Here is a 23,042-nt window from a genome sequence, read left to right as displayed (position 1 = left end):
CCTCAGGCCGGTCGACGGGCCCTCAACGCCTGGGCGATCGTGCCGTCATCCAGCCAGTCCAGGTCGCCCCCGACCGGAACGCCGCGCGCCAGCATCGTCACCGAGACATTCGAGGCCACCGCCAGCCGGTCCGCCAGATAGTGGGCCGTGGTCTGGCCGTCGACCGTGGCCGGCAGGGCCAGGATGACCTCCGCCACCTCGCCTCTGGTCACCCGCGCCAGCAACTCGGCGATCCGCAGCGCCTCGGGTCCAATCCCGTCCAGGGCCGAAAGCAGACCACCCAGCACATGATAGCGGCCCTTGAACTGGCCGCCGCGCTCCATGGCCCACAGCGAGCCAACCTCCTCGACAACGCAGATCAGCCGTCCGTCGCGGGTCTCGTCGCTGCAGACCGCGCAGGGCTCGGTGGTATCCAGCGAGCCACACACAGTGCAGGTCCGCACCTTGGCCTGGGCATCGACCATGGCCGCCGTCAGCGGAGCCAGCAGGGTGTCGCGCTTCTTGAGCAGGGCCAGGGCCGCCCGCCGGCCAGACCGCGGCCCCAGCCCCGGCAGCTTGGACAGCAGGGCGATCAGGCGCTCGATCTCGGGTCCGGCGGAGGCGGCCATCAGGTCTCTTGCTAAGGTGAGGTGTCGCCCTCGTCCTTCGACGAGCTCAGGATGAGGGCGATTCTTGACTCAGTAGACATCCTCATCCCGAGCTTGTCGAAGGACGAGGATGGCGGCTCCCTGGCCTAGAACTTCATGCCCGGCAGACCGCCCATCATGCCGGCCATGGGTCCGGCGGCCTCCTGCATCATCTGGGCCTGTTTGGCGTCGAGCTTCTTCTTGGCATCGGCATGGGCGGCGACGATCAGGTCGGCAATGACCTCGCCCTCGCCCGGCTCGACAAGGCTCTCGTCAAGCACCACCCGGGCCAGTTCGCCCGTGCCCTTGAGGGTGACGGTGACCATGCCGCCGCCCGAGGTACCCTCGACCAGGGTCTCGGCCAGCCGCGCCTGGGCATCGGCCAGTTTCTGCTGCATCTCCTGAGCCTGCTTCATCAGGCCGCCGAGGTCTTTCATGCCGTCAAATCCGTCATTCCCGGTCCAGGAGCGAAGCGACGCCGTACCGGGAAACCGGTGCCGCTTGCAGTGACTCTTAGTCCTCGAGTTCGTCCGGCTCGCTCGGTGCCAGGCTGGGGCCGGGGATCTTGCGAACCTCCAGTTCGGCGCCGGGAAAGGCCGCCAGCAGAGAGGCCACGAACGGATCGGCCTTGATTTCGGCCAGGGCCTCGCGGTCTTCGCGCTTCTGGCGCTCCAGCAGGCTCTCGGCCCCGCCGCCGCCCTCGGCCGCCACCAGCCAGGGCTGGCCGGTCCATTCCTTCAGCGCGCGAACCAGACGTCCGGCCAGATTGCCGGGCGCGCCGGGCGCGGGCTCATAGGTGATGGCACCGGGCCGGAAGCTGATCGGGCGCACGAACTGTTCGACATCCAGCCTCAGGCCGATGTCGCGCTTGGCGGCGATCAGGGCCAGGACATCGTCGAACGAGGCCAGGACCGGCAGGGCCTGGGCGGCCGGTGAGGCCATGGAGACCATCTGGGCGCTGACGCCGCCGCCGGACCCGCCGCCACCCGCAGACCCGCCACCGCCGCCGAGGCCGCCGGGTGCATTGCCGTCCCGCAGGGCCTTGAGGGCTTCCTCCGGACCGGGCAGGTCGGCGGCATAGCACAGCCGGATCAGGGCCATTTCGGCCGCCGCCATGGCGTCGGGCGCGCGGCGCACCTCGTCATGGGCCTTGAGCAGCATCTGCCAGAGCCGCGACAGGGTGCCGGCCGAGGTATGGGCCCCGATGGCAGCCAGGCGGGCGGCCTGTTCCTTGGGCAGGGTCAGGGCGTCGGGCCCCAGGGCCTTGGCCACCGCCGCCCCGTGGCAGTGGTCCAGCAGGTCGAGCATGACCACCGCCGGGTCAGCCCCGAAACCCCACAGGGCGCGGAAGCCTTCGAGGGCCTCCGCCGGCTTGCCGCCCATTACGGACTCGAACAGGGCGATGGTCTGGCCGCGATCGGCCAGGCCCAGCATGTCGCGGACCACGGCGGCCGAGACCGTCGCCCCGCGCTCGGCCTGGACAATGGCCTGGTCGAGCAGGGACAGACCGTCGCGCACCGATCCCTCGGCGGCGCGGGCGATCAGGGCCAGGCCGTCGGCATCGACCCGCGCGCCCTCCTTGGCCGCGATCCGGTCGAAGTGCTTGACCAGCACGTCCGGCTCGACCCGGCGCAGGTCGAAGCGCTGGGTCCGCGACAGGATGGTCACCGGCACCTTGCGGATCTCGGTGGTGGCGAAGATGAACTTGGCGTGCGGCGGCGGCTCTTCCAGCGTCTTCAGCAGGGCGTTGAACGCCGCCGTCGACAGCATGTGCACTTCGTCGATGATGTAGACCTTGTAGCGCGCCTCGACCGGGGCGTAGCGCACCCCGTCCAGCAGCTCGCGCATCTCGTCGACCTTGGTGCGGCTGGCGGCGTCCAGCTCCAGCACGTCCATGTGCCGGCCTTCGATGATCGACTTGCAGTGACGGCCGTCGACCGTCAGGTCGACCGAGGGCTGGTGAACCGTGTCGGTCTCGTAGTTCAGGGCGCGGGCCAGCAGACGGGCGGTCGTGGTCTTGCCCACCCCGCGCACGCCGGTCAGCATGAAGGCATGGGCGATACGGCCGCTGGAAAAGGCATTGGCCAGGGTCCGGACCATGGCCTCCTGGCCGATCAGGTCCTCGAAATTGCGCGGCCGATACTTGCGGGCCAGGACGGTATAGGCCGCGCCGGCGTCGTCATGGACCAGGTCCGGCGAGGGCTGGACCACCGGCGGGGCGACCACAGCCGGGGCCGCGCCGAAAATGTCGGCCGTGTTCTCGTCACGCTCGGCGGGTTCATCGTCCCACGGCGGTGCGGAATCAGTCTGGAGGTCGTCGTGGTCGGCCATGGCCGTCAGTGTAGAGCGCCGGAGCGCCCAGCAAAAGGCTCGCGCGCGCGCGGCGGGCAACTGCTGACAGTTTTAGGAGAAAAGGTGGAGACCGGCGGACGACCCGAAGCTTGGCTCGTTGTGGCTGCTGCCTCTCGGCCCTGACCAGATTGGCGAGGGCTCCGCCCGTCACCGATCTCCGAGGCCTATATCGCGACTCATGACCGACGATGCAAGTCCGTGCGACGTCGTGACGACTCTTCCTCGCTGGGCTAGAGACAGGACATGGCTCTTTCGATCATCACCAACACCTTCGCCGGCAATCCCCTGGACCGTTCCAGCGAGCGGCGCGGCGATGCCGCCTGGCTGGCCGAAAAGCTGGCCGACCCCGCCTCCCTGGCCGTGGCCATCTGGAACGGCAAGCCCCTGGTCGAGGACAACCTGGGCGAGGACGGCAAGCCGACGGGCGTCCAGATCGCCTATCTGCGCGCCGACATGGCCCAGGAACTGGCGGCCGGGACCGAGAAGCTGCTGTTCCTGGGGCTCTGGAAGGATCTGGCGGTGTTCGCGGTCGATCTGGACGGCCCGGCCGATCCGGCCGAGGGCCCCCTGCAGGGGCTGGGCCGGTTCGAGGAGCTGCGCGGCATCGCCGCCTCGATGCCACCGGCCGATGCCGGCATCCTGGCCACGGCCCGCTCGATGTTCGAATGGCGTCGCCGCCACCGCTGGTGCAGCGCCTGCGGCCAGGCCTCCGAGGTCGGTGACGGGGGCTGGAAGCGCGTCTGCCCCGCCTGCAAGGCCGAACATTTCCCGCGCACCGATCCGGTGGCGATCATGCTGGCGGTGCATGAGGACAAATGCCTGCTGGGTCGCCAGGCGATGTGGCCGGCCGGCATGTTCTCGGCCCTGGCGGGCTTCCTCGAGCCGGGCGAGACCATCGAGGAGGCCTGCGCCCGCGAACTGATGGAAGAGGCCGGCCTGACGGCCACCAGCGTGCGCTACCATTCCAGCCAGCCCTGGCCCTGGCCGTCATCCCTGATGATGGGCCTGATCGCCCAGGTCGACAGTGCAGAGGCCCGGCCCGACCAGACCGAACTGGAAGAGGTGCGCTGGTTTACCAAGGAAGAGGCCGGGGCCCTGATCCGGGGCGAGCTGGAAGGCACCTTCGCCCCGCCGGCCCTGGCGATCGCCCATCAGCTGATCAAGGCCTGGGTGGAGGAGGCTTAGGAGCCACTCGCCCCCTCCTGGCTGCTTCGCAGCCGTCCTCCCCCGGAGGGGGAAGACGATTTCATTTGCCCCCTCCGGGGGCGGACGACCTGCGAAGCAGGTCAGGTGGGGGCAAGTGATGGCCCCCGGATTCCCCTACCTGAACGGCGGCTCGTCGAAGGCCCGCAGCTTGCGGGAATGCAGGTTGGCGCCTTCCTCGAGCAGCAGCTTGCAGGTCAGGATGCCGATCTGCAGGTGCTGGCTGATCGCCCGCTCATAGAAGGCATTGGCCTGGCCCGGCAGCTTGATCTCGCCGTGCAGCGGCTTGTCGGACACGCAGAGCAGCGTCCCGTAAGGCACCCGGAAGCGATAGCCCTGGGCGGCGATGGTGGCGCTCTCCATGTCGATGGCGACCGCGCGGCTCTGGTTGAAGCGCAGGGCCGACAGGCTGTGGCGGAGCTCCCAGTTGCGGTCGTCGGTGGTGACCACGGTGCCGGTGCGCAGGCGCTTCTTCAGCTGGTCGCCGCTGTCGCCGCTGATGGCCTTGGAGGCGTCATAGAGGGCGCGCTGCACCTCGGCGATCGACGGCACCGGGATTTCCGGCGGCAGGACGGCGTCCAGCACATGGTCGTCGCGCAGATAGGCGTGGGCCAGCACATAGTCGCCGATGGTCTGGGTGTCGCGCAGGCCGCCGCAGTGGCCGATCATCAGCCAGGCTTGCGGACGCAGCACCGCCAGGTGGTCGCAGATGGTCTTGGCGTTGGACGGGCCGACGCCGATATTGACCAGGGTGATCCCCGTGCCGCCCGGAGCCATCAGGTGGTAGGCCGGCATCTGGTGCTTGCGCCAGGTCGACTCGGCCACCGCCAGTTCCGGATTGACCGTATTGGCCGTGATGGTCAGGCCGCCCGAACAGGACAGGCCGGTATAGGGCGTGCCCGGCTGGCCCAGCTGTTCGATGCCCCAGCGGACGAATTCATCGACATAGCGGTGATAGTTGGTGAACAGGATGAACTGCTGCACGTCCTCGGCCGGGGCCCCGGTATAGTGCCGCAGACGGGCCAGGGAGAAATCGGTGCGCAGGCCATCGAACAGGGCCAGGGGCCGGGTCTCTTCCAGGGCCGCGTCCCAGACGCCGTCAGCGATCTCGTCGCCGATGAAGGCCAGGTCCGTGGTCGGGAAGAAGCGGGCAATATCCTCTGACCGAACATCGGCCTGGTTGAGGTCGATGCTGGCATCCAGGACATAGGGATAGGGGATTTCCTGGCCCGACCGGTCGACCTCGATCTCGACGTCGAAGTCGTTCATCAGCAGGGTCAGCTGCTCGACCAGATAGTCTTTGAACTGGGCCGGCTTGGTCACCGTGGTCGCATAGACGCCTGGACGGCTGACGCGCGCATAGGAGCGGGCCAGCTTGGGTGGCAGGGCCTCGGGATCATAGATCAGCCGCAGTTCGGGATAGGCGAAGGTCCCGTCGAAACGCTGGGCGGGATCAGGCCGCGCGCCGGTTTCGAGATAGGCCTTGAGGGCGGTGCGGAGGGCGCCCACGGCGCGCTCGTATTCTTGATTCAGCTGTTCGACGACAGCGATGGCTTTTTCTTGGTTCGACATGGCGCCTTATAGCGATGTTTTGTGACCTTGGCGAGACGCCGCCCCCGCTAAATAATAATTCTATTACTTGAGCCGCAGCGCCGTGTCTGAGGCGGGGCTGGGCCCAGCCCCCTTTCTGTCAGGCTGACCGGGGTGACGCCCCTCAGCAGAACCCCGCTATCTCCGCCCCACCCTGGACGGCCCGAGGTCCGGATCGCGGAGCAGGGTGCCTGGCCAGGGCGCAACGCCAGGCGGCTTTGGCCGCCGCCTGCATCGCCACCGGGCGACATCCCACCGCTGCTCAGCCTTAGGCCGTTCGGTCGCCACTTCCCGTGCGAAGGGCATGGACGAACCCGCGCCTGTCGGCCACAAGGGCAGACAGGCTCAAGATCAGGGCCGGCCATGGCGGGTTCATGCCCGTGCTTCGTCGGATCGGTCAGGGCCAGGAAGACTGCTAATGCCGGGGGCGGCCCAGGGGAGTGTCATGAACAAGCGTTTTGCCTTTCTGATCATCGCATCGATGATCCTCGGGGTCTCCGTGGGCTGGGTCTGCAACCAGTACCTCGATCCGGCCGGTGCCAAGGCCGCGGCCGACAACCTGTCGATGATCACCGACATCTTCCTGCGCCTGATCAAGATGATCATTGCGCCCCTGGTCTTCACGACCCTGGTGGCCGGCGTCGCCCATATGGAAGACGCCGCCGCCGTGGGCCGGATCGGTGCCAAGACCATGACCTGGTTCATCGGCGCCTCGGCTGTGTCGCTGCTTCTCGGCCTGCTGATGGTTCACCTGCTGGATCCCGGCGCGGGCCTGAACATGGCGCATATGGACGTGGCCGGCACCAAAACCGCCGCCAGCACCGACGCCTTCACCCTGAAGGGCTTCATCACCCACCTGGTGCCGACCTCGATCTTCGACGCCATGGCCAAGAACGAGATCCTGCAGATCGTGGTCTTCTCGCTGTTCGTGGGTACTGCCGTGGCGGCCCTGGACGACAAGGCCCCGCAGGTTCTGGAACTGGTCGAACAGGCCGCCCAGATCATGCTGAAGGTCACGGGCTTCGTCATGAAGCTGGCCCCCCTGGCCATCTTCGCGGCCCTGGCCTCGACCATCGCCACCCAGGGCCTAGGCATGCTGGCCACCTACGGCAAGTTTGTCCTCGGCTTCTATGCCACCATGGGCGTGCTCTGGGCCCTGCTGTTCATCGCCGCGGCCGTGGTGCTGGGCAAGCGGGTCTTCCCGTTGTTCGGCGTGATCCGCGACCCGGTCCTGCTGGCCTTCTCGACGGCCTCGTCGGAAGCCGCCTATCCGCGCATTCTCGACAGCCTGCCCAAGGTGGGCGTGCGCCGCCGGATCGTCTCGTTCGTCCTGCCCCTGGGCTATTCGTTCAATCTCGACGGCTCGATGCTCTATTGCACCTTTGCCACCATGTTCATCATGCAGGCCCATGGCGTGCATCTGACCGTCGAGCAGCAGATCTTCATGCTGCTGCTGCTGATGGTGACCTCCAAGGGGATTGCCGGCGTGCCGCGCGCCTCGCTGGTCGTGATCATGGCCACCCTGACCTATTTCGGCCTGCCGGAAGCCTGGATCGCCCTCGTCCTCGGCGTTGACCACCTGCTCGACATGGGCCGCTCGGCCACCAATGTCGTCGGCAACAGCGTCGCCGCCGCCGTGGTCGCCAAGTGGGAGGGCGAGCTGGACGACATGCCCGAAGACGAGGCCAAGGTCGCGAAGGCCGCCAAGGCCTGATGCCTTCATGGACGGCGGGAGAGGTTCACCCCTTGCGGAACCCCCTCCCGCCGGAGCTCTGCCCCTGTCGCGCCGCCTGATCGCCGGACTGCTCGGGATCGCCGCCCTCGCCCTGCAGGCCGGACCGGGCCAGGCCGCCGAACGCGCCTGTTTCGACAGCCGCGAGGTCCGCGACTGGTCCGCCCTCGGCGATCAGACCCTTCTGCTGCGCGTGCGCCTGACCGACTATTACCGCATCGATCTGAGCCATCCGGTCCGGCATATCCGCTCGCCGGCCGCCCATCTGGCCCTGGTCAGCCATGAACCGGCCCAGATCTGCCAGGTCGGCGATCTGGACGCCCGGATCCTGTTGTCACCTGGGTTTTCCATCAGCCTGCCGGTCTCCAGCCTGCAACAGCTGGACGCGGCGGCTCAGGCCGCCATCGGCGAGACCCACCTTCCCGGCCGTCACCAGCGTCGCCGCGCCAAGCCCTGAGGCCGGCGCGCCATTGACTTGAGCGCGCGCCGGACCAATCTGACGCCAGGGGGCCATAAGGACAGGACCGATGACCAAGCTCACCTTCCTTGCGCGGACCGCGGCCGTGGTCGGCTTCGCCCTCGTCTCTGCCGTCGCCGGCGCAGCCCAGGCCCAGGCCGCCGCCGCCAAGCCCCGCCCGCCCTGCTTCTCGCTGTCGGACTGGCATGGCTGGAGCTCGCCCAGCCGCGACGTGCTCTACATGAAGATCCGCAACAGGGACGTCTATCGTCTCGACCTGGCCCACGGCTCCAACCAGCTGCGCTCGCCGGGCACCCATCTGGTCAGCGTGGTGCGCGGCAGCGACCGGATCTGCACGCCGATCGACCTGGACCTGCGCGTCTCGGACGGCTTCGGCATCGAAATGCCGATTCGCGCCAAGACCATCACCAAGCTGACGCCCGAGGAAATCGCCGCGATCCCCAAGAAGGACAGGCCCTAGGCCCGACCTCCGGACGCAAATACCTCGTTCTGAGCGTGTCGAAGGACGAAGGCTCTAGATCAAAAGTTGGAGCGTTTTTCGATCCGATAACCGTTTCACACCTATCGGAAAACGCTCTAGGCCGCCGCCGCCCGGATCAGGGCCACAACCATGGCATTGGCCGGGGTGGGAATGCCGTGGGCGGCCCCGCGCCGGACGATCACCCCGTTACGGGCGTCCAGCTCCATAGGCCGGCCGGCTAGGCGGTCGGCGTGCAGGGAATTGATCCCGTCCGGGGCCGCGGCGCGATTGCCGGCCACCACCGCATCCGCCAGGTCATCGCCCAGGTCAGCGCCTTCGGCCCGGCCCACGGCCACGCACTCGGCCACCAGGGTGCGCATGACCTCGGCCACCCCCTCGTCATGGGCCACGCCCGAGGGCTTGAGGATCAGGGCATTGACCGCCCCCGCGCAGTTGAGGGCCAGCTTGGTCCAGGCCGCCGTGGTGAAATCCGGCGTGGTCGAGACGGCAATGGGGGTGTGGGCAAAGAGGGCGGCGGCGTCCCGGCCGGCCGCGTCATCGGGCGTCAGGATCGAACCATCGCGGCGCTGCAGGATCCGGCCCGGGGCGCGGCGCTCGGCGGGAATATCAACCACCGCCGGGACGATGCGGGCCGCCGGCAGGCGCGCCAGGAACGGCGCGACATGCTCGACCCCGTTGCGCAGCACCATCAGCCGGGTCTCCGGACCGACCAGGGCGTCCAGCCAGGCCTCGGCCGAGGCGGTGTCATAGGTCTTGGTGGCGATGAGCACCCAGTCGACCGGGCGGGCCTGGGCAGGATCGGTCAGCACGACGGGACTGGCCGAAATCAGGCCGCCGGGCGTCTCGATCTCCAGCCCCTCGAACGGCGTCCGCGCGCAGATCGTCACTGACAGGGCCGGGTTCTGGGCCAGCCAGGCGGCCACCGTACCGCCGACCGCACCGGGGCCGATCAGGGCAAGGCTGGTCATGGAGACCTCCCGTCAAAACAAAGCCCTCTCCCGTTGCGGGAGAGGGTCGCCCCGACCTTCGCCGGGGCAGGCTCTTCTCCCGCAGGGGGAGAAGGCTCATCAGATCATTCCGCCGGGAGCGAATGCTCCGCGCGCTTGGCCATCAGCTGGTCGAAGCTGGACCAGACGCCCTCGCCGCCGTGCCACTGGCCACGGGTCGCGGCCTTGGAATATTCGGTGGCGCGGGCTTCGAAGAAGTTGGCGTGCTCGACACCGCTGAGCAGGCTCTGCAGCCAGGGCAGCGGGTTTTCCTTGATGCCGTAGACTTCCGGCAGCTGCAGCTGGCGCAGGCGCCAGTCGGCGATGAAGCGGATATATTGCTTGATGTCTTCCGGGGTCATGCCCTGGACCTCGCCGGCCTCGAAGGCCAGGTCGATGAACTTGTCCTCCAGAGCCACCACGGTCTTGCAGCAATCGACGATGTCGTCGGCCACGGCCTTGGTCACCGCGCCGGTCTCGGCGTTGAAGGCGTGGTAGAGCTTGATGATGCCTTCGCAGTGCAGGCTCTCGTCGCGGATCGACCACGAGACGATCTGGCCCATGCCCTTCATCTTGTTGAAGCGCGGGAAGTTCATCAGCATCGCAAAGCTGGCGAACAGCTGCAGGCCCTCGGTGAAGCCGCCGAACATGGCCAGGGTGCGGGCGATGTCGGCATTGGTCTCGACGCCGAACTTCTGCATGAAGTCGTGCTTGTCGCGCATGGCCTCATATTCGAGGAAGGCCCCGAACTCGCTTTCCGGCATGCCGATGGTCTCGAGCAGCAGGGCGTAGGCCGCAATATGGATGGTCTCCATATTGGCGAACGACGACAGCATCATCTTCACTTCGGTGGGTTTGAAGACCCGGCCGTAGCGTTCCATATAGTTGTCGGCGACCTCGATATCGGCCTGGGTGAAGAAGCGGAAGATCTGCGTCAGCAGGTTCCGTTCCTTGTCATTGAGCTTGACGGCCCAGTCCTTGAGGTCCTCGCCCAGCGGCACCTCTTCGGGCATCCAGTGGACCTGCTGCTGCTTCTTCCAGAACTCGTGAGCCCACGGATAACGGAAGGGCTTGTAGGCTGCCGAGGGCGTCAGGAGGCCAGGAAGGGTGATAAGCTTGGCGGACATCGGCAGCGGCTCCAGAGCGGGCGGACACGAATCGGACGGACGAGTTAGGCTCTCTTCGTACCGCAGCCAACCGGTTCATCTAGTGGTCAGTTGGTCGCAGCACACAACATGTTGTGGGTAGATTACTAATCGATGGTTAACGCAGCATACACCATCTACGGCGCGCTTGGCTCGGGTTCCGTGCCGGTCGAAGCTACTTTGACCCTGCTGGGGCAGCCCTATGCGGTCATAGAGGCACCGACCTGGGAAGGCGAGGCCGAGCAGGCCAAGGTGGCCGTGATCAATCCGCTGAAACAGATCCCGGCCCTGCTCACCCCGGCCGGCGAGACGATCACAGAGAGCGCCGCCATCCTGATCTGGCTAGCCGACCGCCACCCGGAGGCGGGCCTGTCCCCGGCCCTCGACGCGCCGGAGCGCGCGCAGTTCCTGCGCTGGATGACCTTCATCCCGGCCTCGATCTACAGCCTGTTCTGGGTGCGCGATGATCCCTCGCGCCTGGTCGGCGACGACCCCGAGATGCAGGCCCGGGTCAAGGCCGCCACCGCCGAGCGCATCCTCGACTGCTGGGCGATGATGGAGCGCCAGCTTGAGCCGGGCCGCTACCTGCTGGGCGACCAGATGACCGTGCTGGACCTCTATGTCGCCGTCGTCAGCCGCTGGGGGCCTCGGCGCGTGCGGTTCTACGAAGCGGCACCGAGGATGGCGGAGGTGGTCCAGCGCGTGGACGCCGATCCGAGGCTCGCGGCGTTCTGGGCGGAGCGGTTTCCGTTTTTTGACGGGTGGGAGCGGTTGGGGCAGCAGGCGGGTTAGGGGGCAAAATCAAGATGGGCGAGGCTAGCAGGCGACTCAAAGGCCCATGCATATGCGGCAGCAGACGGCCCTCTCGTGATTGCTGCTACATCGACGGCAGGTGGCACAAACTACCTGCATCGCTTGGCCTAAGTGCGCTTCCGGCAGGCCTAGCGTTGAATCGCTGCTACATGAACGCGCTGGGTAACTGCGGTGGTGTGATTTCGGGTGAGCATCTGATCTCGGAAGGCGTGATCCGCGTCCTCACATCCAGCGGAGGGTTCTCCGTGTCAGGTCTGCCGTGGCTTGGGCCTGACGAAGAACGCCTTCTAGCGCCGAGCAACCTGACAGCCAATTGCTTGTGCCGAGTTCACAACAGCGCACTCTCGCCGCTTGACGAAACAGCGCAGCGCTTCTTTACAAACATTAAGATCGGTCTTGAACGAGAAGCTCAGAACAATATTTGGCTCATGTCGGGCCACGACATTGAACGATGGCTGCTAAAGACAGCGAAAGCTATGGCTTCATCGAAAAACCTTGCCCATGATGGACTGCGGCTGTCGGGTGCCTTCGCCAGCGATGTCGATGTACTAAATATGCTCGACGACATTACTGCCTGGCCGAAGGGGACCGGCCTGTACTGCCTGATGCAGACGGGCCACACTTTCGAGAACCATCTGCGATTCCAGCTTTATCCGCTGACCAACGAAAGCCGAGAGATCAGCGGGATTGGCGTCAACATTCTAGGTTTACAGTTCCTGTTACTTCTTGAGCCTCCAGACCTCGCGAAAAGCCCAGATTTGGTAGGGGCCAAATTCAGGCCTAGTGAAATCTTGATTCAGTATCCCTCCGTGACGAACCGCATCATGCTGAGCTGGTCGGATGGTCGACTCCATCAAGACAAGCTCACAGCAAAGTTCGTTAAGGTGCTGGATGCCGGCTGATAGCCTAACGCCACTCAATCAACGTTCTGATCTTTCGCCACACCGACCAAGGGTCGGGTGCGATCCTTAAATCTCTTGGAGGCTGCAGCGTGCAGGGCTGTTCGGGTTGGTCAAGGACCGCCCTCCGGGCGGCCGCCACGCGGCGGCGCTACGCGCCGTCCTTGAGCAACCCGAACAGCCCTGCGATCGTCTCGCCGTGAGATTTAGGGAGGGCTCCTTCTCTGGAGAGAAGGACGTCAGCAAGCAAACTCAAATCCCCCGCTCTCCCCGGCGAAAGCCGGGGCCCAGATTCATCCGGGGCGGCTGGGGGTGTTCTCGCCCTGTCGCCCTGCAAGCGCTTCGAGGTCAGCGGGTTCGATCTGGGCCCCGGCTTTCGCCGGGGAGAGCGGAGTGAAGGGCGCCGCCGCACACCCACACTTTACGCCACCAACCTTCGCCGCTAGAAACCCCGCCGATGGTTATCGCCGCGACCACTATTATGACCCCAAAAACGACCCGCTTCGGTGGGGCGTCTTCGGGTCTGTGCGCGGTCTAGCCGGCATCCCGAATTCAGCCCCGCCGATGCGCGGGGCGGCTCTCACTTTCCAAGAGACCTCAAGCTCCCCGCGCCTCCGCACTTTCCAGGAGACGTACCCCCGTGAGCTTCAAGTTTTCCCGTTCCAATCCGCCGCATGTCGGCGTCGTCGGTGCCACCGGTCTGGTCGGCGGCATGATGCGCGAGCTGCTGGCCGAGCGGAACTTCCCGCTGGCCTCCCTGCGCCTGTTCGCCTCGCCCCGTTCGGCCGGGACCAGGATCGCGTTCCAGGGCGGCGAGATCACCGTCGAGAACGCCGAAACGGCCGACTTCACGGGTCTGGACCTGGTGTTCTTCTCGGCGGGCGGCGACACCTCGCGTCAGCTGGCCCCCAAGGCCGCCGCAGCCGGGGCGATCGTGATCGACAATTCCTCGGCCTGGCGCAGCGATCCCGAGGTGCCGCTGGTGGTGTCGGAGGTCAATCCGCACGCCCTGAATCATATCCCGAAGGGCATTGTCGCCAATCCCAACTGCACCACCATGGCCGCCATGCCGGCCCTGCGCCCGCTGCATGACGCCGCCGGCCTCAAGCGCCTGACAGTCAGCACCTATCAGGCCGCCTCGGGCGGCGGCGTGGCCGGCATCGAGGTCCTGGCCAGGCAACTGGCCGCCGGGTCGCGCGGCGATCTTGCGGGCCTGGCCCTGAGCCCCGAGGCCGCGCCCCTGCCCGCCCCCGAGAAGTGGGTCGTGCCCCTGGCCTTCAATGTCGTGCCGCTGAACTATGTGCTGGCCGAGGACGGTTATACCGAGGAAGAGCTGAAGCTGCGCGACGAGACCCGCAAGATCCTCGAGATCCCGGGCCTGCCGGTCTCGGCCACCTGCGTGCGGGTGCCGGTCTTCACCGGCCACTCGCTGTCGATCAATGCCGAGTTCGAGCGGCCGCTGTCGGTCGAGCAGGCCACGGCCCTGCTGGCCACCGCCCCGGGGGTGGTGCTGGACGATGTGCCCAACCCGCTGGCCGCCACGGGCCAGGACCCGGTCTTTGTCGGTCGCATCCGCCCCGATCCGACCGTGGCCCACGGCCTCGCCCTGTTCGTCAGCGGCGACAACCTGCGCAAGGGGGCGGCCCTGAACGCGGTGCAGATCGCCGAGGTCATGCTGGATCAGTAGGAACCCGGACCCGTCATCCCGGCCGGCCGCGCCGGGCCGGGATGACGTCAGGCCGAGAGGGCGTGCAGCGTGGCGGCATGGGCCCGCAGCCAGGCGCGGTGCGGCGCGGGATCCCCGACCAGCCGCTCGCACAGGGCCCAGAATTTCGGACCGTGATTGGCCTCGATCAGGTGAGCGCATTCATGGGCCACGACATAGTCGGCCACCGCCGCCGGGGCCAGGATCAGCCGCCAGCTGTAGCGGATGGCCGCCGGCGTTCCGGGCCGGGCCGGGCGGCAGGAGCCCCAGCGCGCCTTCGGATCGGCCACGGCCACGGTCGGCATCGGCCGGCCGAGGGCCTCGGCATGGAGGGCCGTGCGCTCGGTCAGGACCGTGAGGGCCTCGCGCTTGGCCAGACGCAGGATCTTCAGCCCCCAGTTGGCGTCATCGGGCGCGACAAGACGGTCGCCGTCGATGCGGGCCCGGCCGGGTCCGACCTCGAGACGATAGGCCTCACCGTGGAGTCGCAGGGTCCCGCCCGGCGCGATCCGGGTCCGTCCCGGCAGGGCGGCCAGCTGACCGGCGATCCATGCGGATTTTTCGTGGGCGAAGGCCACGGCCTCGTTCAGACGTCGCGGGCTGGGGGCCAGGGCCACCACTTCGGATTTGGTGCGATCGACCCGCAGCGACACCCGCCGCGCCCGGCCGTCGACCTTCAGCCGCACGGGGCAACCGGCCACGTCCAGCCGGTCTCCGTCGGAAAAGCGCTGCGCCGCCGTGAACAAAGCCATGAGCCCTACATCGCGGTTGCGTGGGAGGGATGCAAGGTCAGTGCGTGATGCTCGCCCTTGCCCCATTCATCCGTCTTTCCCGCCACGAGGGCGGGAATGACGGAGCTTAAAATTGAGCGCTGTCGAAAAGCCTCAGATCTCGTCGCCGAAGTTGGGATCACTCTTGCGGATGAACGAGCGGACCCGCGGATAGATCTCCTCGCGGAACCGCCGACCGTTGAAGACGCCATAGTGGCCGACGCCCGGCTGGACATAGTCGGTCTTCATCTCGGCGGGCAGGTTGGGGGTCAGGCCATGGGCGGCCTGGGTCTGGCCGATGCCCGAGATGTCATCGTTCTCGCCCTCGACCGTCATCAGGCCGATATCGGTGATCAGGTCGGGCCGCACCCGCCGTCCGTGATGCATCAGTTCGCCCTTGGGCAGCAGGTGCTGCTGGAAGACGATGTCGATGGTCTGGAGGTAGAATTCCTCGGTCAGGTCGAGGACCGACAGGTACTCGTCATAGAATTCAAGGTGCTTGTCGGCACCGTCGCCGTCGCCCTTGACCAGGTCCTGGAAGTAGCGGCGATGGGCGTCCTGGTGCTTCTGGGCATTCATGCTCATGAAGCTGGCCAGTTGCACGAAGCCCGGATAGACGCGCCGGCCGGCCCCGACATAGGGCGGCGGCACGGTGTAGATCATGTTCGACTGGAACCAGGTGAAGGGCTTTTCCTCCGCCAGGTTGTTGGTCACGGTCGGCGACAGGCGCGCATCGATCGGCGAGCCCATGAAGGTCATGCTGGCCGGGCGTGAGGGGTGATTGTCCTCGGCCATCAGGGCGGCGGCGGCCAGGACCGGCGGGCCGGGCTGGCAGACGGCCACGACATTGGGACGCGGACCCAGCACGGCCAGCATCTGGATGATGTGATCGATATAGTCGTGGAAGTCGAAACGCCCCTCGAGCATCGAAACTTCGCGGGCATTGGTCCAGTCGACGATGAACACCGCATGGTCGGGCAGGAAGGCCTCGACCGTGCCGCGCAGCAGGGTGGCATAGTGGCCCGACAGGGGCGCGACGATCAGCACGGCGGGGTCGAGGCTGAACTTCCCGGCCCGGCGCATGTCAGCCATGTCGCGGTCGAACTGCACGACACGGGCCCAGGGGCTTTCCCAGACCACGGTGGGGCGCACCCGCACGTCGACCTGGCCGACCTTGACGGTGTTGATGTTCCAGGCCGGCTTGCCGTAGCGGCGGGTGATGTTGGTGAACAGGTCGGCACCGGCGTGCATCCGGCGACCAAGATCCGTGGCGGAGACGGGGTTTAGCGGCGAGCCCCAGAAGTCACGCGCGACGCGGGCCGCTTCGCGCAGGGGAGACGAGGCATAATAGGCCGCTTCATGAAGGGCGTAGAGCATGGCGCATCCGATATATTGCGCCGCAGCATAGCACGCCGAAACCTAACAAAGTCCACCGAAGAAACAGGCCGCCGCCCCGCTGTCCCGCGCGGAGCGCCGACCGGGCCCCGATCAGCCCTCGCGCATGGCGTCATTGATCCGGCGGGCAATGTCTTCCGGTGGCAGGCTGTAGGGGATCACCGTCCTGAAGCGGCCCTTGGGGTCCATCAGATAGATCGCGGTCGAATGGTCGATCGTATAGCCGGGGCCGTCACCGACCTTGGCATAATAGACCCGATAGGCCCGGGCGGCCGCCGCCACCTGCTGGGGCGTGCCCGTCAGGCCCAGGGTCGATTTGGGCACATAGTCGGCCGACAGATAGGCTTTCATCTGCTTCACGTCGTCGCGGCCCGGATCGACCGAAATAAAGACGATCTGCAGATTCTCGGCCTTCTTCGGGCCGAGCAGGTCGGTGGCCGCCGCCAGGCCCTGCAGCGTGCCGGGGCAGACATCCGGGCAATAGGTGAAGCCGAAGAACACCGCGCTCCACTGGCCTTTCAGCACCTTTTCCGTCGCCGGGGCCCCGTTCTGGTCCACCAGCGCGAACGGACCGCCGACCGCCGCAGGTCCCTCGGCTGACTTGAACATGCCCGCCCGGAAGGCCAGGCCGGTGGCGAAGATCGCCCCGACAACACAGGCCAGGATCAGGACAATACGGTGACGAGGCATGGGCATCTTTCCTTTGGCTCTCGCCAGACGCGAAAATCTGGACAATCCTGCAGTATGGCTGACGTGTCGTTCGCGAGAACGCCCAGCGACCAGCGGTCGAACGGGCTCGATAAGCCGGGTGAAGATCCGGCGCAAGACGACGACTGGTCCTGGGCCGCACCCGGGCTGCGTCGCGGCCGCCTTCGTGTACGCTCCCTGCTGACCCAGCGCTGGCTGGCCATCGCCGGTCAGACCGCCGCCCTGCTGTTCGGCGCGCTGGTGCTGAAGCTGCAGGCCCCCTGGGCCCTGTGTTTCTCGCTGGTCGCCCTGTCGGCCTGGCTCAATGTCCTGCTGGGCCTGGCCTCGACCGGCCAGAGAATGGCCCGCGAAGGCGAGGCCACGGCCCAGATCGCCTTCGACATTCTGCAGATGACCGGCCTGCTCTATCTGACCGGGGGCGCGCAGAACGTCTTCTGTCTGCTGCTGATTGCGCCGGTGACCCTGGCGGCGGCCACCCTGCCGGCCCGTTTCGCCCTCGGCCTGGCCCTGCTGGCCATAGGCTGCCAAATCGCCCTCGCCTTTTTTCACATGCCCATGCCGACCCTGGCGGGGACCCCGGCCATGCCGCCCCCCCCGCCATCGGTGCTGTTCGCCATGGTAGCGGCCCGGATACTCGGGATTATCATCACCGGGGCCTATGCCTGGCAGGCGGCCAGCGAGTCCGCCCGGATGGAACTGGCCCTCAATGTCACCGAGACGGTGCTGGCCCGCGAACAGCGGCTGTCGGCCCTCGGGGCCCTGGCTGCGGCCGCCGCCCATGAGCTCGGCACGCCCCTGGCCACCATCTCGGTCGTGGCCCGCGAAATGGCCCGCAATGCGCCGGATGACCAGACGCGCGAAGATGCCGAACTGATGATCGGCCAGGCGGCCCGCTGTCGCGAGATCCTGCAGCGCCTGACCGAAATGCCCGAAGCCCAGGACGCCGTGCACGAACGGATGAGCCTGGTGCAGCTGGTCCAGGACGTGATCGAGCCGCACCTGGTGCACGGGGTCCGCGTCGAGGCCGTGGTCAATGGGCCGTCAGGGGAAACCGCCCCCGACATCTGGCGGCGGCCGGAGGTGATCCACGCCATGACCTCGATCGTCGAAAACGCCGTCGACTTCGCCCGGGCGGAGGTGCTGGTCATCGCCCGCTTCGACCAGCGCTCGGTTGTCATCGAGGTTCGCGACGACGGGCCGGGCTTTACCGCCGAGGTGCTGGCCAAGCTGGGCGAACCCTATGTCACCACAAGGCCGGGGGCCGAGGGCTCGCGTACGGGCCATATCGGCATGGGACTGGGCTTTTTCATCGCCAAGACCCTGCTCGAACGGACCGGGGCGACGGTGGATTTTCGCAATGGTCGGCGCGGCGGGGCGGTGGTCTCGGCGCGTTGGCCGAGGTCAGCACTTGAAGCCCCTGGTTACACGGGGGCTTGAAGCCTGGCCCGGAAGGACGACATGATAACTTGTGAGTGTACACGGCTGGGTCTAGGCGCGGGGAGGCGCTGAATTCATGGCGGATATCAGTGAGCTGGTCGCGGCCCTGCCCGACAAGACGCTACTGCTGCTCGACGACGACGCGCCCCTGCGCACGCGCCTGGGCCGCGCCCTGGAGCAGCGCGGGTTTGTGGTGACCCTCGCCGCCTCGGTGGCCGAGGCCCTGGCGGTGCTGCGGGTCGAGGCCCCGGCCCATGCGGTGCTCGACATGCGGCTGGAGGACGGCACCGGTCTGAAGGTGGTCGAGGCGGTGCGCGAAGCCCGACCCGATGCCAAGATCATCATGCTGACCGGCTATGGCAATATCGCCACCGCCGTCGCGGCCGTGAAGGCCGGGGTGGTCGACTACCTCTCCAAGCCGGCCGACGCCGATGATGTGGCCCGCGCCCTGCTGGCCGCCAAGGACGCCGCCCCTGCCCCGCCGGAAAACCCGATGAGCGCCGACCGGGTTCGCTGGGAGCATATCCAGCGGGTCTATGAGATGTGCGGACACAATGTCTCGGAGACGGCGCGCCGTCTGAACATGCACCGCCGGACCCTGCAGCGCATCCTGGCCAAGCGCGCACCGCGGTAGTCGAAGGGTGGATGCGCCCCAACTGGGGGAGCTGTCGGCAAAGCCGACTGAGGGGGCCATCTCGGCCTAGGCTCAGCTAGCCCCCTCCGGCCCTGCGGGCGACCTCCCCCAAAGGGGGAGGACCTGGCCCTTCTAAATCACATCGCCGAGATGCCGCCGTCGACCTTGATCTCGGCCCCGGTCATGAACTTGCTCTCGTCGCTGGCCAGATAGAGCACGGCATTGGCGATGTCGTTGGGCTCGCCGATCCGGCCGAGGGGCACCTGCCGCGCCAGCTTGGCGTGGGCCTCTTCCTTGCCGAACCGCGCCGTGAAGCCATCGAGGATCGGGGTGTCGATGAAGGTCGGATGGATCGAGTTGGAGCGAATATCCAGCTTCATCTTGGCGCAGTAGAGCGCGATGTTCTTGGACAGCAGCCAGACCGCCGCCTTGGAGGCGTTGTAGGCCGGGGAATTGCCGTTGGCGATCAGACCGGCGATCGACGAGAGATTGATGATCGAGCCGGGCTGATGGGCCCGCATATGGGTCAGGGCGTGCTTGGCACCGAGGAAGACCGAGTCGACATTGACCGACATCACCTTCTTCCAGAGGGCGAAATCCAGACTCTCGATCGGGCCGTCGCCGCCGATACCGGCATTGTTGACCAGCACCGACAGGCCGCCCATGACCTCGGTGGCTTTCTCAAGCACGGCGATCCATTCGTCTTCCTGGGTGACGTCCAGCTCGAAGGCGAAAGCCGTGCCGGCTCCGTGGGCGGCATTGATCTCGTCAGCGACCGCTTGAGCGCCCGCCAGGTTGATGTCGGCCAGGCTGACCTTGGCACCCTGGCTGGCCAGCATCCGCCCCGCCGCCGCGCCCAGACCCTGGGCTCCACCGGTGATGAAAGCCTTCTTGCCGGCGACCCGGCCCGTGTTCTGCGCCATTTGGCGTCCTCCCGAATGTTTCAAACATTAGTTTGAATGGTTCAGGCCGCCGCGTCCATGAACTTCGCAAGGGTGAGGTCCAGCTCCGTCACCCCGTCGGCGTCATGGGTGGTCAGCAGCACCTCGACGCGGTTGTAGACATTGAACCATTCGGGGTGGTGATCGAGCTTGTCGGCCATCAGGGCCACCCGGGTCATGAAGCCGAAGGCCGCGTTGAAATCGGCGAACTTGAAGGTCTTGGTGATGGCGTCCTTGTCCGGCGCGGCGCTCCAGCCCGAAAGCTGTGCAACAGCGGCGGCGGCACCGATCTTGGGGCGTGACATGGCAGGTCCTGACGCGAAGGGGATGATCCCTCTTCAGAACGCCAATCCGGTCACCTTCGCAAGGTCGGCGAGCAGCTGATCTTCGCTGGAGACCTTGATCGCGGTCATGCCGAGGGCGGCCGCCGGCTTGCAGTTGACCCCCAGGTCGTCGAGATAGACGCAGTGTTCCGGCGCGACGTTCAGGGCCTCGCACATCATCAGATAGATGCGCGGATCGGGCTTTCTGACCCCGGCCTTGGAACTTTCGATCACCACCTCGAAGTCACTCATGATCGCGCTGACCGCGGCGGCCTTGTCTTCGGAGGAGGCCATGCCCGCCCCGTGTCCGGCCGAGACATTGTTGGTGATACAGCCGACCTTGAACCGGGCCTTGCAGGCCCGCATCGCCGCCAGCACCCGGGGGCGCAGATCACCGTACAGCAGGGGCAGGACGTCGGCACCGCGCACCGCGTGGCCCAGGCGCGTGGCCTCGTCCAGGAACAGGGTGTCGAACTGGGCTGCATCGATCTCGGACCGCTCGAACCGGGCCCAGGCATTGGTGTCGGGATCGGTGGCATTGACCGTGCGGATGAAATCGCCGGGCAGACCGCGTTCGGCTTCATAGCGCCGGAAGGCCTCGAAGGGCGAGGTCGTGAACACCCCGCCAAAGTCCCAGATCACCGCCTCGATCGCCATACCGCCCTCAAACAACCGTTTGATCGACGGTAGGGCGCAGCTTGGCGGGAGGCAAGGGTCCCCGCCCGCGACTCCCTGCTCGCCCAGCAGGTGAACCCGCAGGCCGTTCATGTTCCTTAATGCTTTCCTAACGGCTCAGGAGCCGTTTCATGATCTTGCCCTGCCTGTCGCTCTGTCTCGCCGCAGCGAGTCTTCTGTCCGCCGGCACCGCCATGGCGGGAGGGCCAGGTCACGGGCTGAGCGGCGGACCGCCCCTGGTGCGGCCGGGCCTGCCGCCGGAGGCCGAACAGCTGCCGCCCAACATTCAGCCGGGCCAGTGCGTGATCCGCCGCATGACGGGACCGGGCGGGGCCTCTCGCTGGGAGCGCGTCGAATGCGAGCCCGGCAGCCAGGCCTCCGGCCTTGGTGGCTATGGCGCTGGTTATGGCTCTGACTATGGCGCTAGTTATGGCGCTGGCTACGGCTATGGCTATGGCTATGGCTATGGCGGGCAGCCGCTCGAGGTCGAAACCGCCTCATCCCAGTACACAGAGGCCTATGAGGCCAGCCGCTACAGCTACAGCAGCGGCTACGCTAGCGACTACGGCTCTGGCTACGGGGCGATCGAGCGGCAGGAGACCCGCTACGGTCCCGGCCCCTCGCATCGCGTCGAGTACCGGGTGGCCGGTCGCGACGCCCAGGGCTTTCTGGTCTGGCCGGGAAAACAGCCGTGAATCCCGCCCCGTCCATGGCCTGGACCTTGCGGGCCTCTTGTCGCAACGAGCCAAATTGGGACGGGGGATCCTGACACATGCGTACGCCGACCAAGCCCTTCTTCAAGCGCTATGAACTGTTTGCCATTGCAGCCTTCGTGGTGGCGGCCATCGGCCTCAGCAGTCTCGGGATCGTCTACTAGGACCTGAGGCCAAGGCGCAGGACCTGGCGCAGTTTGGGACAGGTCCGTCGCCCCCCCGGGCCGGGAAGGGCAGAGCCGTCTTCAGCTCAGCCGCAGGAACAGGACGCGGGCGGCACCATAGTCCCGGCTGTCCAGAACCGTGTAGCCGGGAAGGCTGGGCTCGGGCTCGTCACGACCGCGCTCGAACATCACGATCGCGCCCGGCTTGAGCCAGCCATGGGCCAGCAACTGCGCCAGGGCCTTCTCACCCAGGCCCTTGGCATAGGGCGGGTCGAGGAAGGCGATATCGAACGGCGCGCCGGCGCTGGACGGCGGCAGGCCAAGGTCTGTGGCGTCGCGGCGATGCACCCGGCTGACGCCAAACAGCCCCATGGCGTCGATATTCTCACGGATCGCGCCCCGGGCCGGGTCGGCCGTCTCGACAAACAGGCAGAAGGCCGCGCCGCGCGACAGGGCCTCCAGCCCCAGGGCCCCCGAACCGGCGAAGAGGTCGAGGACCCGGGCCCCATGCAGCTCCGGGGCCCAGGCGGCATGTTCGAGGATGTTGAACACCGCCTGACGCGCGCGGTCGGAGGTGGGGCGGGTGGCGTCGCCGGGCGGGGCGATGATGGCCTTGCCGCGATACTGGCCGGAAACGATACGCATCAGGTCGTGGTGTCCGGTGCCGGCGATGCCGAAAGGCGCGAGATCCAGCGCCCCAGCAGGGAGAACCCGCCCACCAGGGCCGCCATCAGCGCCCAGCCCCAGGGATAGATGATGCTGAAGAACGACAGTCCGCACATCAGGCCGGGTAGAACAGCAACCCGCGCCAGAATGAAGACAGCCTCGGGCCAGGGCACCGGTTTGGCCAGCTTGCCGATAAAGGCCGCGTAGCCCCAGGTCGCGGCCAAGGCCAGGCCGATGGCCCCAACCAGCGCTACATAAACGGGATAGGCCTGGCCGCCGACCTGTTCCCACAGCAGTTCAGTGGCCAGCGGCAGCAACGCCACCAGGCCCAGCACCACGAAGTTCAGGGTGTCAAGGATGCCATTGGCGCTGGCCAGGCGGGAAAAGATCCGGCGATGGCTGACCCAGTAGATCCCGATCACCGCGAAGCTGACAGCGTAGGCGGCCAGTTTCGGCGCCATCAGAGACAGCAGATGGGGAATGCCGTTCCAGTGCTCAGGGGGATGGATCTCAATGGCCAGCAGGGTGATGGCGATGGCGAAGACCGCGTCCGAAAACAGGACCAGTCGATGGAGGTGCGCCTCGCCCGGATCAGTGCCGCTCATG

Annotated in this window: 24 protein-coding genes and 1 other RNA gene; 10 read left to right on the top strand and 15 right to left on the bottom strand. The window is 66.9% G+C overall.

Annotated elements, in window-relative coordinates; all coding sequences use genetic code 11:
* Nucleotides 1–2: 2 nt before the first annotated feature.
* From recR to ffs, 4 genes are all read right to left on the bottom strand, one after another.
* Complete coding sequence (gene recR / locus AQ619_RS01235) at nucleotides 3–608, bottom strand: recombination mediator RecR (protein ID WP_062143110.1); 606 nt, start codon at nucleotides 606–608, stop codon at nucleotides 3–5.
* Nucleotides 609–733: 125 nt separating this feature from the next.
* Nucleotides 734–1,063, bottom strand: a complete 330-nt coding sequence (locus AQ619_RS01230) for a YbaB/EbfC family nucleoid-associated protein (protein ID WP_062143107.1) — start codon at nucleotides 1,061–1,063, stop codon at nucleotides 734–736.
* Between the two features lie 76 nt (nucleotides 1,064–1,139).
* Nucleotides 1,140–2,957, bottom strand: coding sequence for a DNA polymerase III subunit gamma/tau (locus tag AQ619_RS01225; protein ID WP_062143104.1), 1,818 nt, complete (start codon nucleotides 2,955–2,957; stop codon nucleotides 1,140–1,142).
* Between the two features lie 86 nt (nucleotides 2,958–3,043).
* Nucleotides 3,044–3,134: signal recognition particle sRNA small type (gene ffs / locus AQ619_RS01220), an RNA gene on the bottom strand.
* A gap of 87 nt (nucleotides 3,135–3,221) precedes the next feature.
* On the opposite strand from ffs, the gene nudC reads away from it, so the two are divergent.
* Nucleotides 3,222–4,163, top strand: coding sequence for an NAD(+) diphosphatase (nudC, locus tag AQ619_RS01215; protein ID WP_062143102.1), 942 nt, complete (start codon nucleotides 3,222–3,224; stop codon nucleotides 4,161–4,163).
* A gap of 135 nt (nucleotides 4,164–4,298) precedes the next feature.
* Here the strand turns inward: nudC and AQ619_RS01210 are convergent, their stop codons facing one another.
* Nucleotides 4,299–5,753: an AMP nucleosidase gene (locus tag AQ619_RS01210; protein ID WP_062143099.1), complete on the bottom strand. Its 1,455-nt coding sequence runs from the start codon at nucleotides 5,751–5,753 to the stop codon at nucleotides 4,299–4,301.
* Nucleotides 5,754–6,216: 463 nt separating this feature from the next.
* Between AQ619_RS01210 and AQ619_RS01205 the strand changes: the two genes are divergently transcribed.
* The 3 genes from AQ619_RS01205 (at nucleotide 6,217) to AQ619_RS01195 (ending at nucleotide 8,441) form a co-directional block, all read left to right on the top strand.
* Complete coding sequence (locus AQ619_RS01205) at nucleotides 6,217–7,485, top strand: dicarboxylate/amino acid:cation symporter (protein ID WP_062143096.1); 1,269 nt, start codon at nucleotides 6,217–6,219, stop codon at nucleotides 7,483–7,485.
* 7 nt (nucleotides 7,486–7,492) lie between these two features.
* Nucleotides 7,493–7,960 carry a hypothetical protein gene (locus tag AQ619_RS01200; RefSeq protein ID WP_062143094.1) on the top strand — a complete coding sequence of 156 codons (468 nt, stop codon included), beginning with the start codon at nucleotides 7,493–7,495 and terminating at the stop codon, nucleotides 7,958–7,960.
* 70 nt (nucleotides 7,961–8,030) lie between these two features.
* Complete coding sequence (locus AQ619_RS01195) at nucleotides 8,031–8,441, top strand: DUF6491 family protein (protein WP_062143091.1); 411 nt, start codon at nucleotides 8,031–8,033, stop codon at nucleotides 8,439–8,441.
* 116 nt (nucleotides 8,442–8,557) lie between these two features.
* Here the strand turns inward: AQ619_RS01195 and AQ619_RS01190 are convergent, their stop codons facing one another.
* Both AQ619_RS01190 and AQ619_RS01185 read right to left on the bottom strand, forming a co-directional pair.
* Complete coding sequence (locus tag AQ619_RS01190; protein WP_062143088.1) at nucleotides 8,558–9,430, bottom strand: 2-dehydropantoate 2-reductase; 873 nt, start codon at nucleotides 9,428–9,430, stop codon at nucleotides 8,558–8,560.
* Nucleotides 9,431–9,534: 104 nt separating this feature from the next.
* On the bottom strand, nucleotides 9,535–10,575 hold the full coding sequence (locus AQ619_RS01185) for a ribonucleotide-diphosphate reductase subunit beta (RefSeq protein WP_062143085.1): 1,041 nt from the start codon (nucleotides 10,573–10,575) through the stop codon (nucleotides 9,535–9,537).
* 132 nt (nucleotides 10,576–10,707) lie between these two features.
* On the opposite strand from AQ619_RS01185, the gene AQ619_RS01180 reads away from it, so the two are divergent.
* The 3 genes from AQ619_RS01180 (at nucleotide 10,708) to AQ619_RS01170 (ending at nucleotide 13,992) form a co-directional block, all read left to right on the top strand.
* Complete coding sequence (locus AQ619_RS01180) at nucleotides 10,708–11,385, top strand: glutathione S-transferase family protein (protein ID WP_062143082.1); 678 nt, start codon at nucleotides 10,708–10,710, stop codon at nucleotides 11,383–11,385.
* A gap of 170 nt (nucleotides 11,386–11,555) precedes the next feature.
* Nucleotides 11,556–12,308 (top strand): hypothetical protein, encoded by a 753-nt coding sequence (locus tag AQ619_RS19250; protein WP_207205010.1) that lies wholly within the window; start codon nucleotides 11,556–11,558, stop codon nucleotides 12,306–12,308.
* Between the two features lie 637 nt (nucleotides 12,309–12,945).
* A complete protein-coding gene (locus tag AQ619_RS01170) occupies nucleotides 12,946–13,992 on the top strand; it encodes an aspartate-semialdehyde dehydrogenase (protein ID WP_062143079.1) in 1,047 nt (348 codons plus the stop codon).
* A 47-nt stretch (nucleotides 13,993–14,039) separates the two neighbouring features.
* Here the strand turns inward: AQ619_RS01170 and AQ619_RS01165 are convergent, their stop codons facing one another.
* The 3 genes from AQ619_RS01165 to AQ619_RS01155 form a co-directional block, all read right to left on the bottom strand.
* Nucleotides 14,040–14,762, bottom strand: a complete 723-nt coding sequence (locus AQ619_RS01165) for a M48 family metallopeptidase (RefSeq protein WP_062143076.1) — start codon at nucleotides 14,760–14,762, stop codon at nucleotides 14,040–14,042.
* A 132-nt stretch (nucleotides 14,763–14,894) separates the two neighbouring features.
* Nucleotides 14,895–16,157 (bottom strand): polyhydroxyalkanoate depolymerase, encoded by a 1,263-nt coding sequence (locus AQ619_RS01160; RefSeq protein WP_062143073.1) that lies wholly within the window; start codon nucleotides 16,155–16,157, stop codon nucleotides 14,895–14,897.
* A 111-nt stretch (nucleotides 16,158–16,268) separates the two neighbouring features.
* Complete coding sequence (locus AQ619_RS01155; RefSeq protein ID WP_062143071.1) at nucleotides 16,269–16,865, bottom strand: SCO family protein; 597 nt, start codon at nucleotides 16,863–16,865, stop codon at nucleotides 16,269–16,271.
* A 54-nt stretch (nucleotides 16,866–16,919) separates the two neighbouring features.
* Between AQ619_RS01155 and AQ619_RS01150 the strand changes: the two genes are divergently transcribed.
* Both AQ619_RS01150 and spdR read left to right on the top strand, forming a co-directional pair.
* A complete protein-coding gene (locus AQ619_RS01150; protein WP_062143068.1) occupies nucleotides 16,920–18,320 on the top strand; it encodes an ActS/PrrB/RegB family redox-sensitive histidine kinase in 1,401 nt (466 codons plus the stop codon).
* A 76-nt stretch (nucleotides 18,321–18,396) separates the two neighbouring features.
* A complete protein-coding gene (gene spdR / locus AQ619_RS01145) occupies nucleotides 18,397–18,954 on the top strand; it encodes a stationary phase response regulator transcription factor SpdR (protein ID WP_062143065.1) in 558 nt (185 codons plus the stop codon).
* A gap of 137 nt (nucleotides 18,955–19,091) precedes the next feature.
* Here the strand turns inward: spdR and AQ619_RS01140 are convergent, their stop codons facing one another.
* Genes AQ619_RS01140 through AQ619_RS01130 form a run of 3 tightly spaced genes read right to left on the bottom strand, consistent with a single transcriptional unit; the run spans nucleotide 19,092 to nucleotide 20,875 of the window.
* A complete protein-coding gene (locus AQ619_RS01140; RefSeq protein WP_062143062.1) occupies nucleotides 19,092–19,877 on the bottom strand; it encodes an SDR family oxidoreductase in 786 nt (261 codons plus the stop codon).
* 41 nt (nucleotides 19,878–19,918) lie between these two features.
* The gene (locus AQ619_RS01135; protein WP_062143059.1) at nucleotides 19,919–20,200 is read right to left on the bottom strand and encodes a 4a-hydroxytetrahydrobiopterin dehydratase; all 282 of its coding nucleotides are present in this window, start codon (nucleotides 20,198–20,200) and stop codon (nucleotides 19,919–19,921) included.
* A 33-nt stretch (nucleotides 20,201–20,233) separates the two neighbouring features.
* A complete protein-coding gene (locus AQ619_RS01130; protein ID WP_062151136.1) occupies nucleotides 20,234–20,875 on the bottom strand; it encodes an HAD-IA family hydrolase in 642 nt (213 codons plus the stop codon).
* A gap of 149 nt (nucleotides 20,876–21,024) precedes the next feature.
* Here AQ619_RS01130 and AQ619_RS01125 point away from each other — a divergent pair, with 149 nt between their 5' ends.
* Nucleotides 21,025–21,588 carry a hypothetical protein gene (locus tag AQ619_RS01125; protein ID WP_062143056.1) on the top strand — a complete coding sequence of 188 codons (564 nt, stop codon included), beginning with the start codon at nucleotides 21,025–21,027 and terminating at the stop codon, nucleotides 21,586–21,588.
* A gap of 263 nt (nucleotides 21,589–21,851) precedes the next feature.
* Here the strand turns inward: AQ619_RS01125 and rsmD are convergent, their stop codons facing one another.
* Both rsmD and AQ619_RS01115 read right to left on the bottom strand, forming a co-directional pair.
* Nucleotides 21,852–22,415: a 16S rRNA (guanine(966)-N(2))-methyltransferase RsmD gene (rsmD, locus tag AQ619_RS01120; protein WP_062143053.1), complete on the bottom strand. Its 564-nt coding sequence runs from the start codon at nucleotides 22,413–22,415 to the stop codon at nucleotides 21,852–21,854.
* Nucleotides 22,415–23,041, bottom strand: coding sequence for a TMEM175 family protein (locus tag AQ619_RS01115; protein WP_062151133.1), 627 nt, complete (start codon nucleotides 23,039–23,041; stop codon nucleotides 22,415–22,417). Before AQ619_RS01115 ends, rsmD begins: the two co-directional genes overlap by 1 nt.
* Nucleotide 23,042: the final 1 nt, after the last annotated feature.

The sequence above is a fragment of the Caulobacter henricii genome (genome assembly GCF_001414055.1).
Classification (GTDB): domain Bacteria; phylum Pseudomonadota; class Alphaproteobacteria; order Caulobacterales; family Caulobacteraceae; genus Caulobacter; species Caulobacter henricii.
Note: the sequence above shows the minus strand (reverse complement) of the source record. Positions and strands in the feature narration are given on the sequence as shown.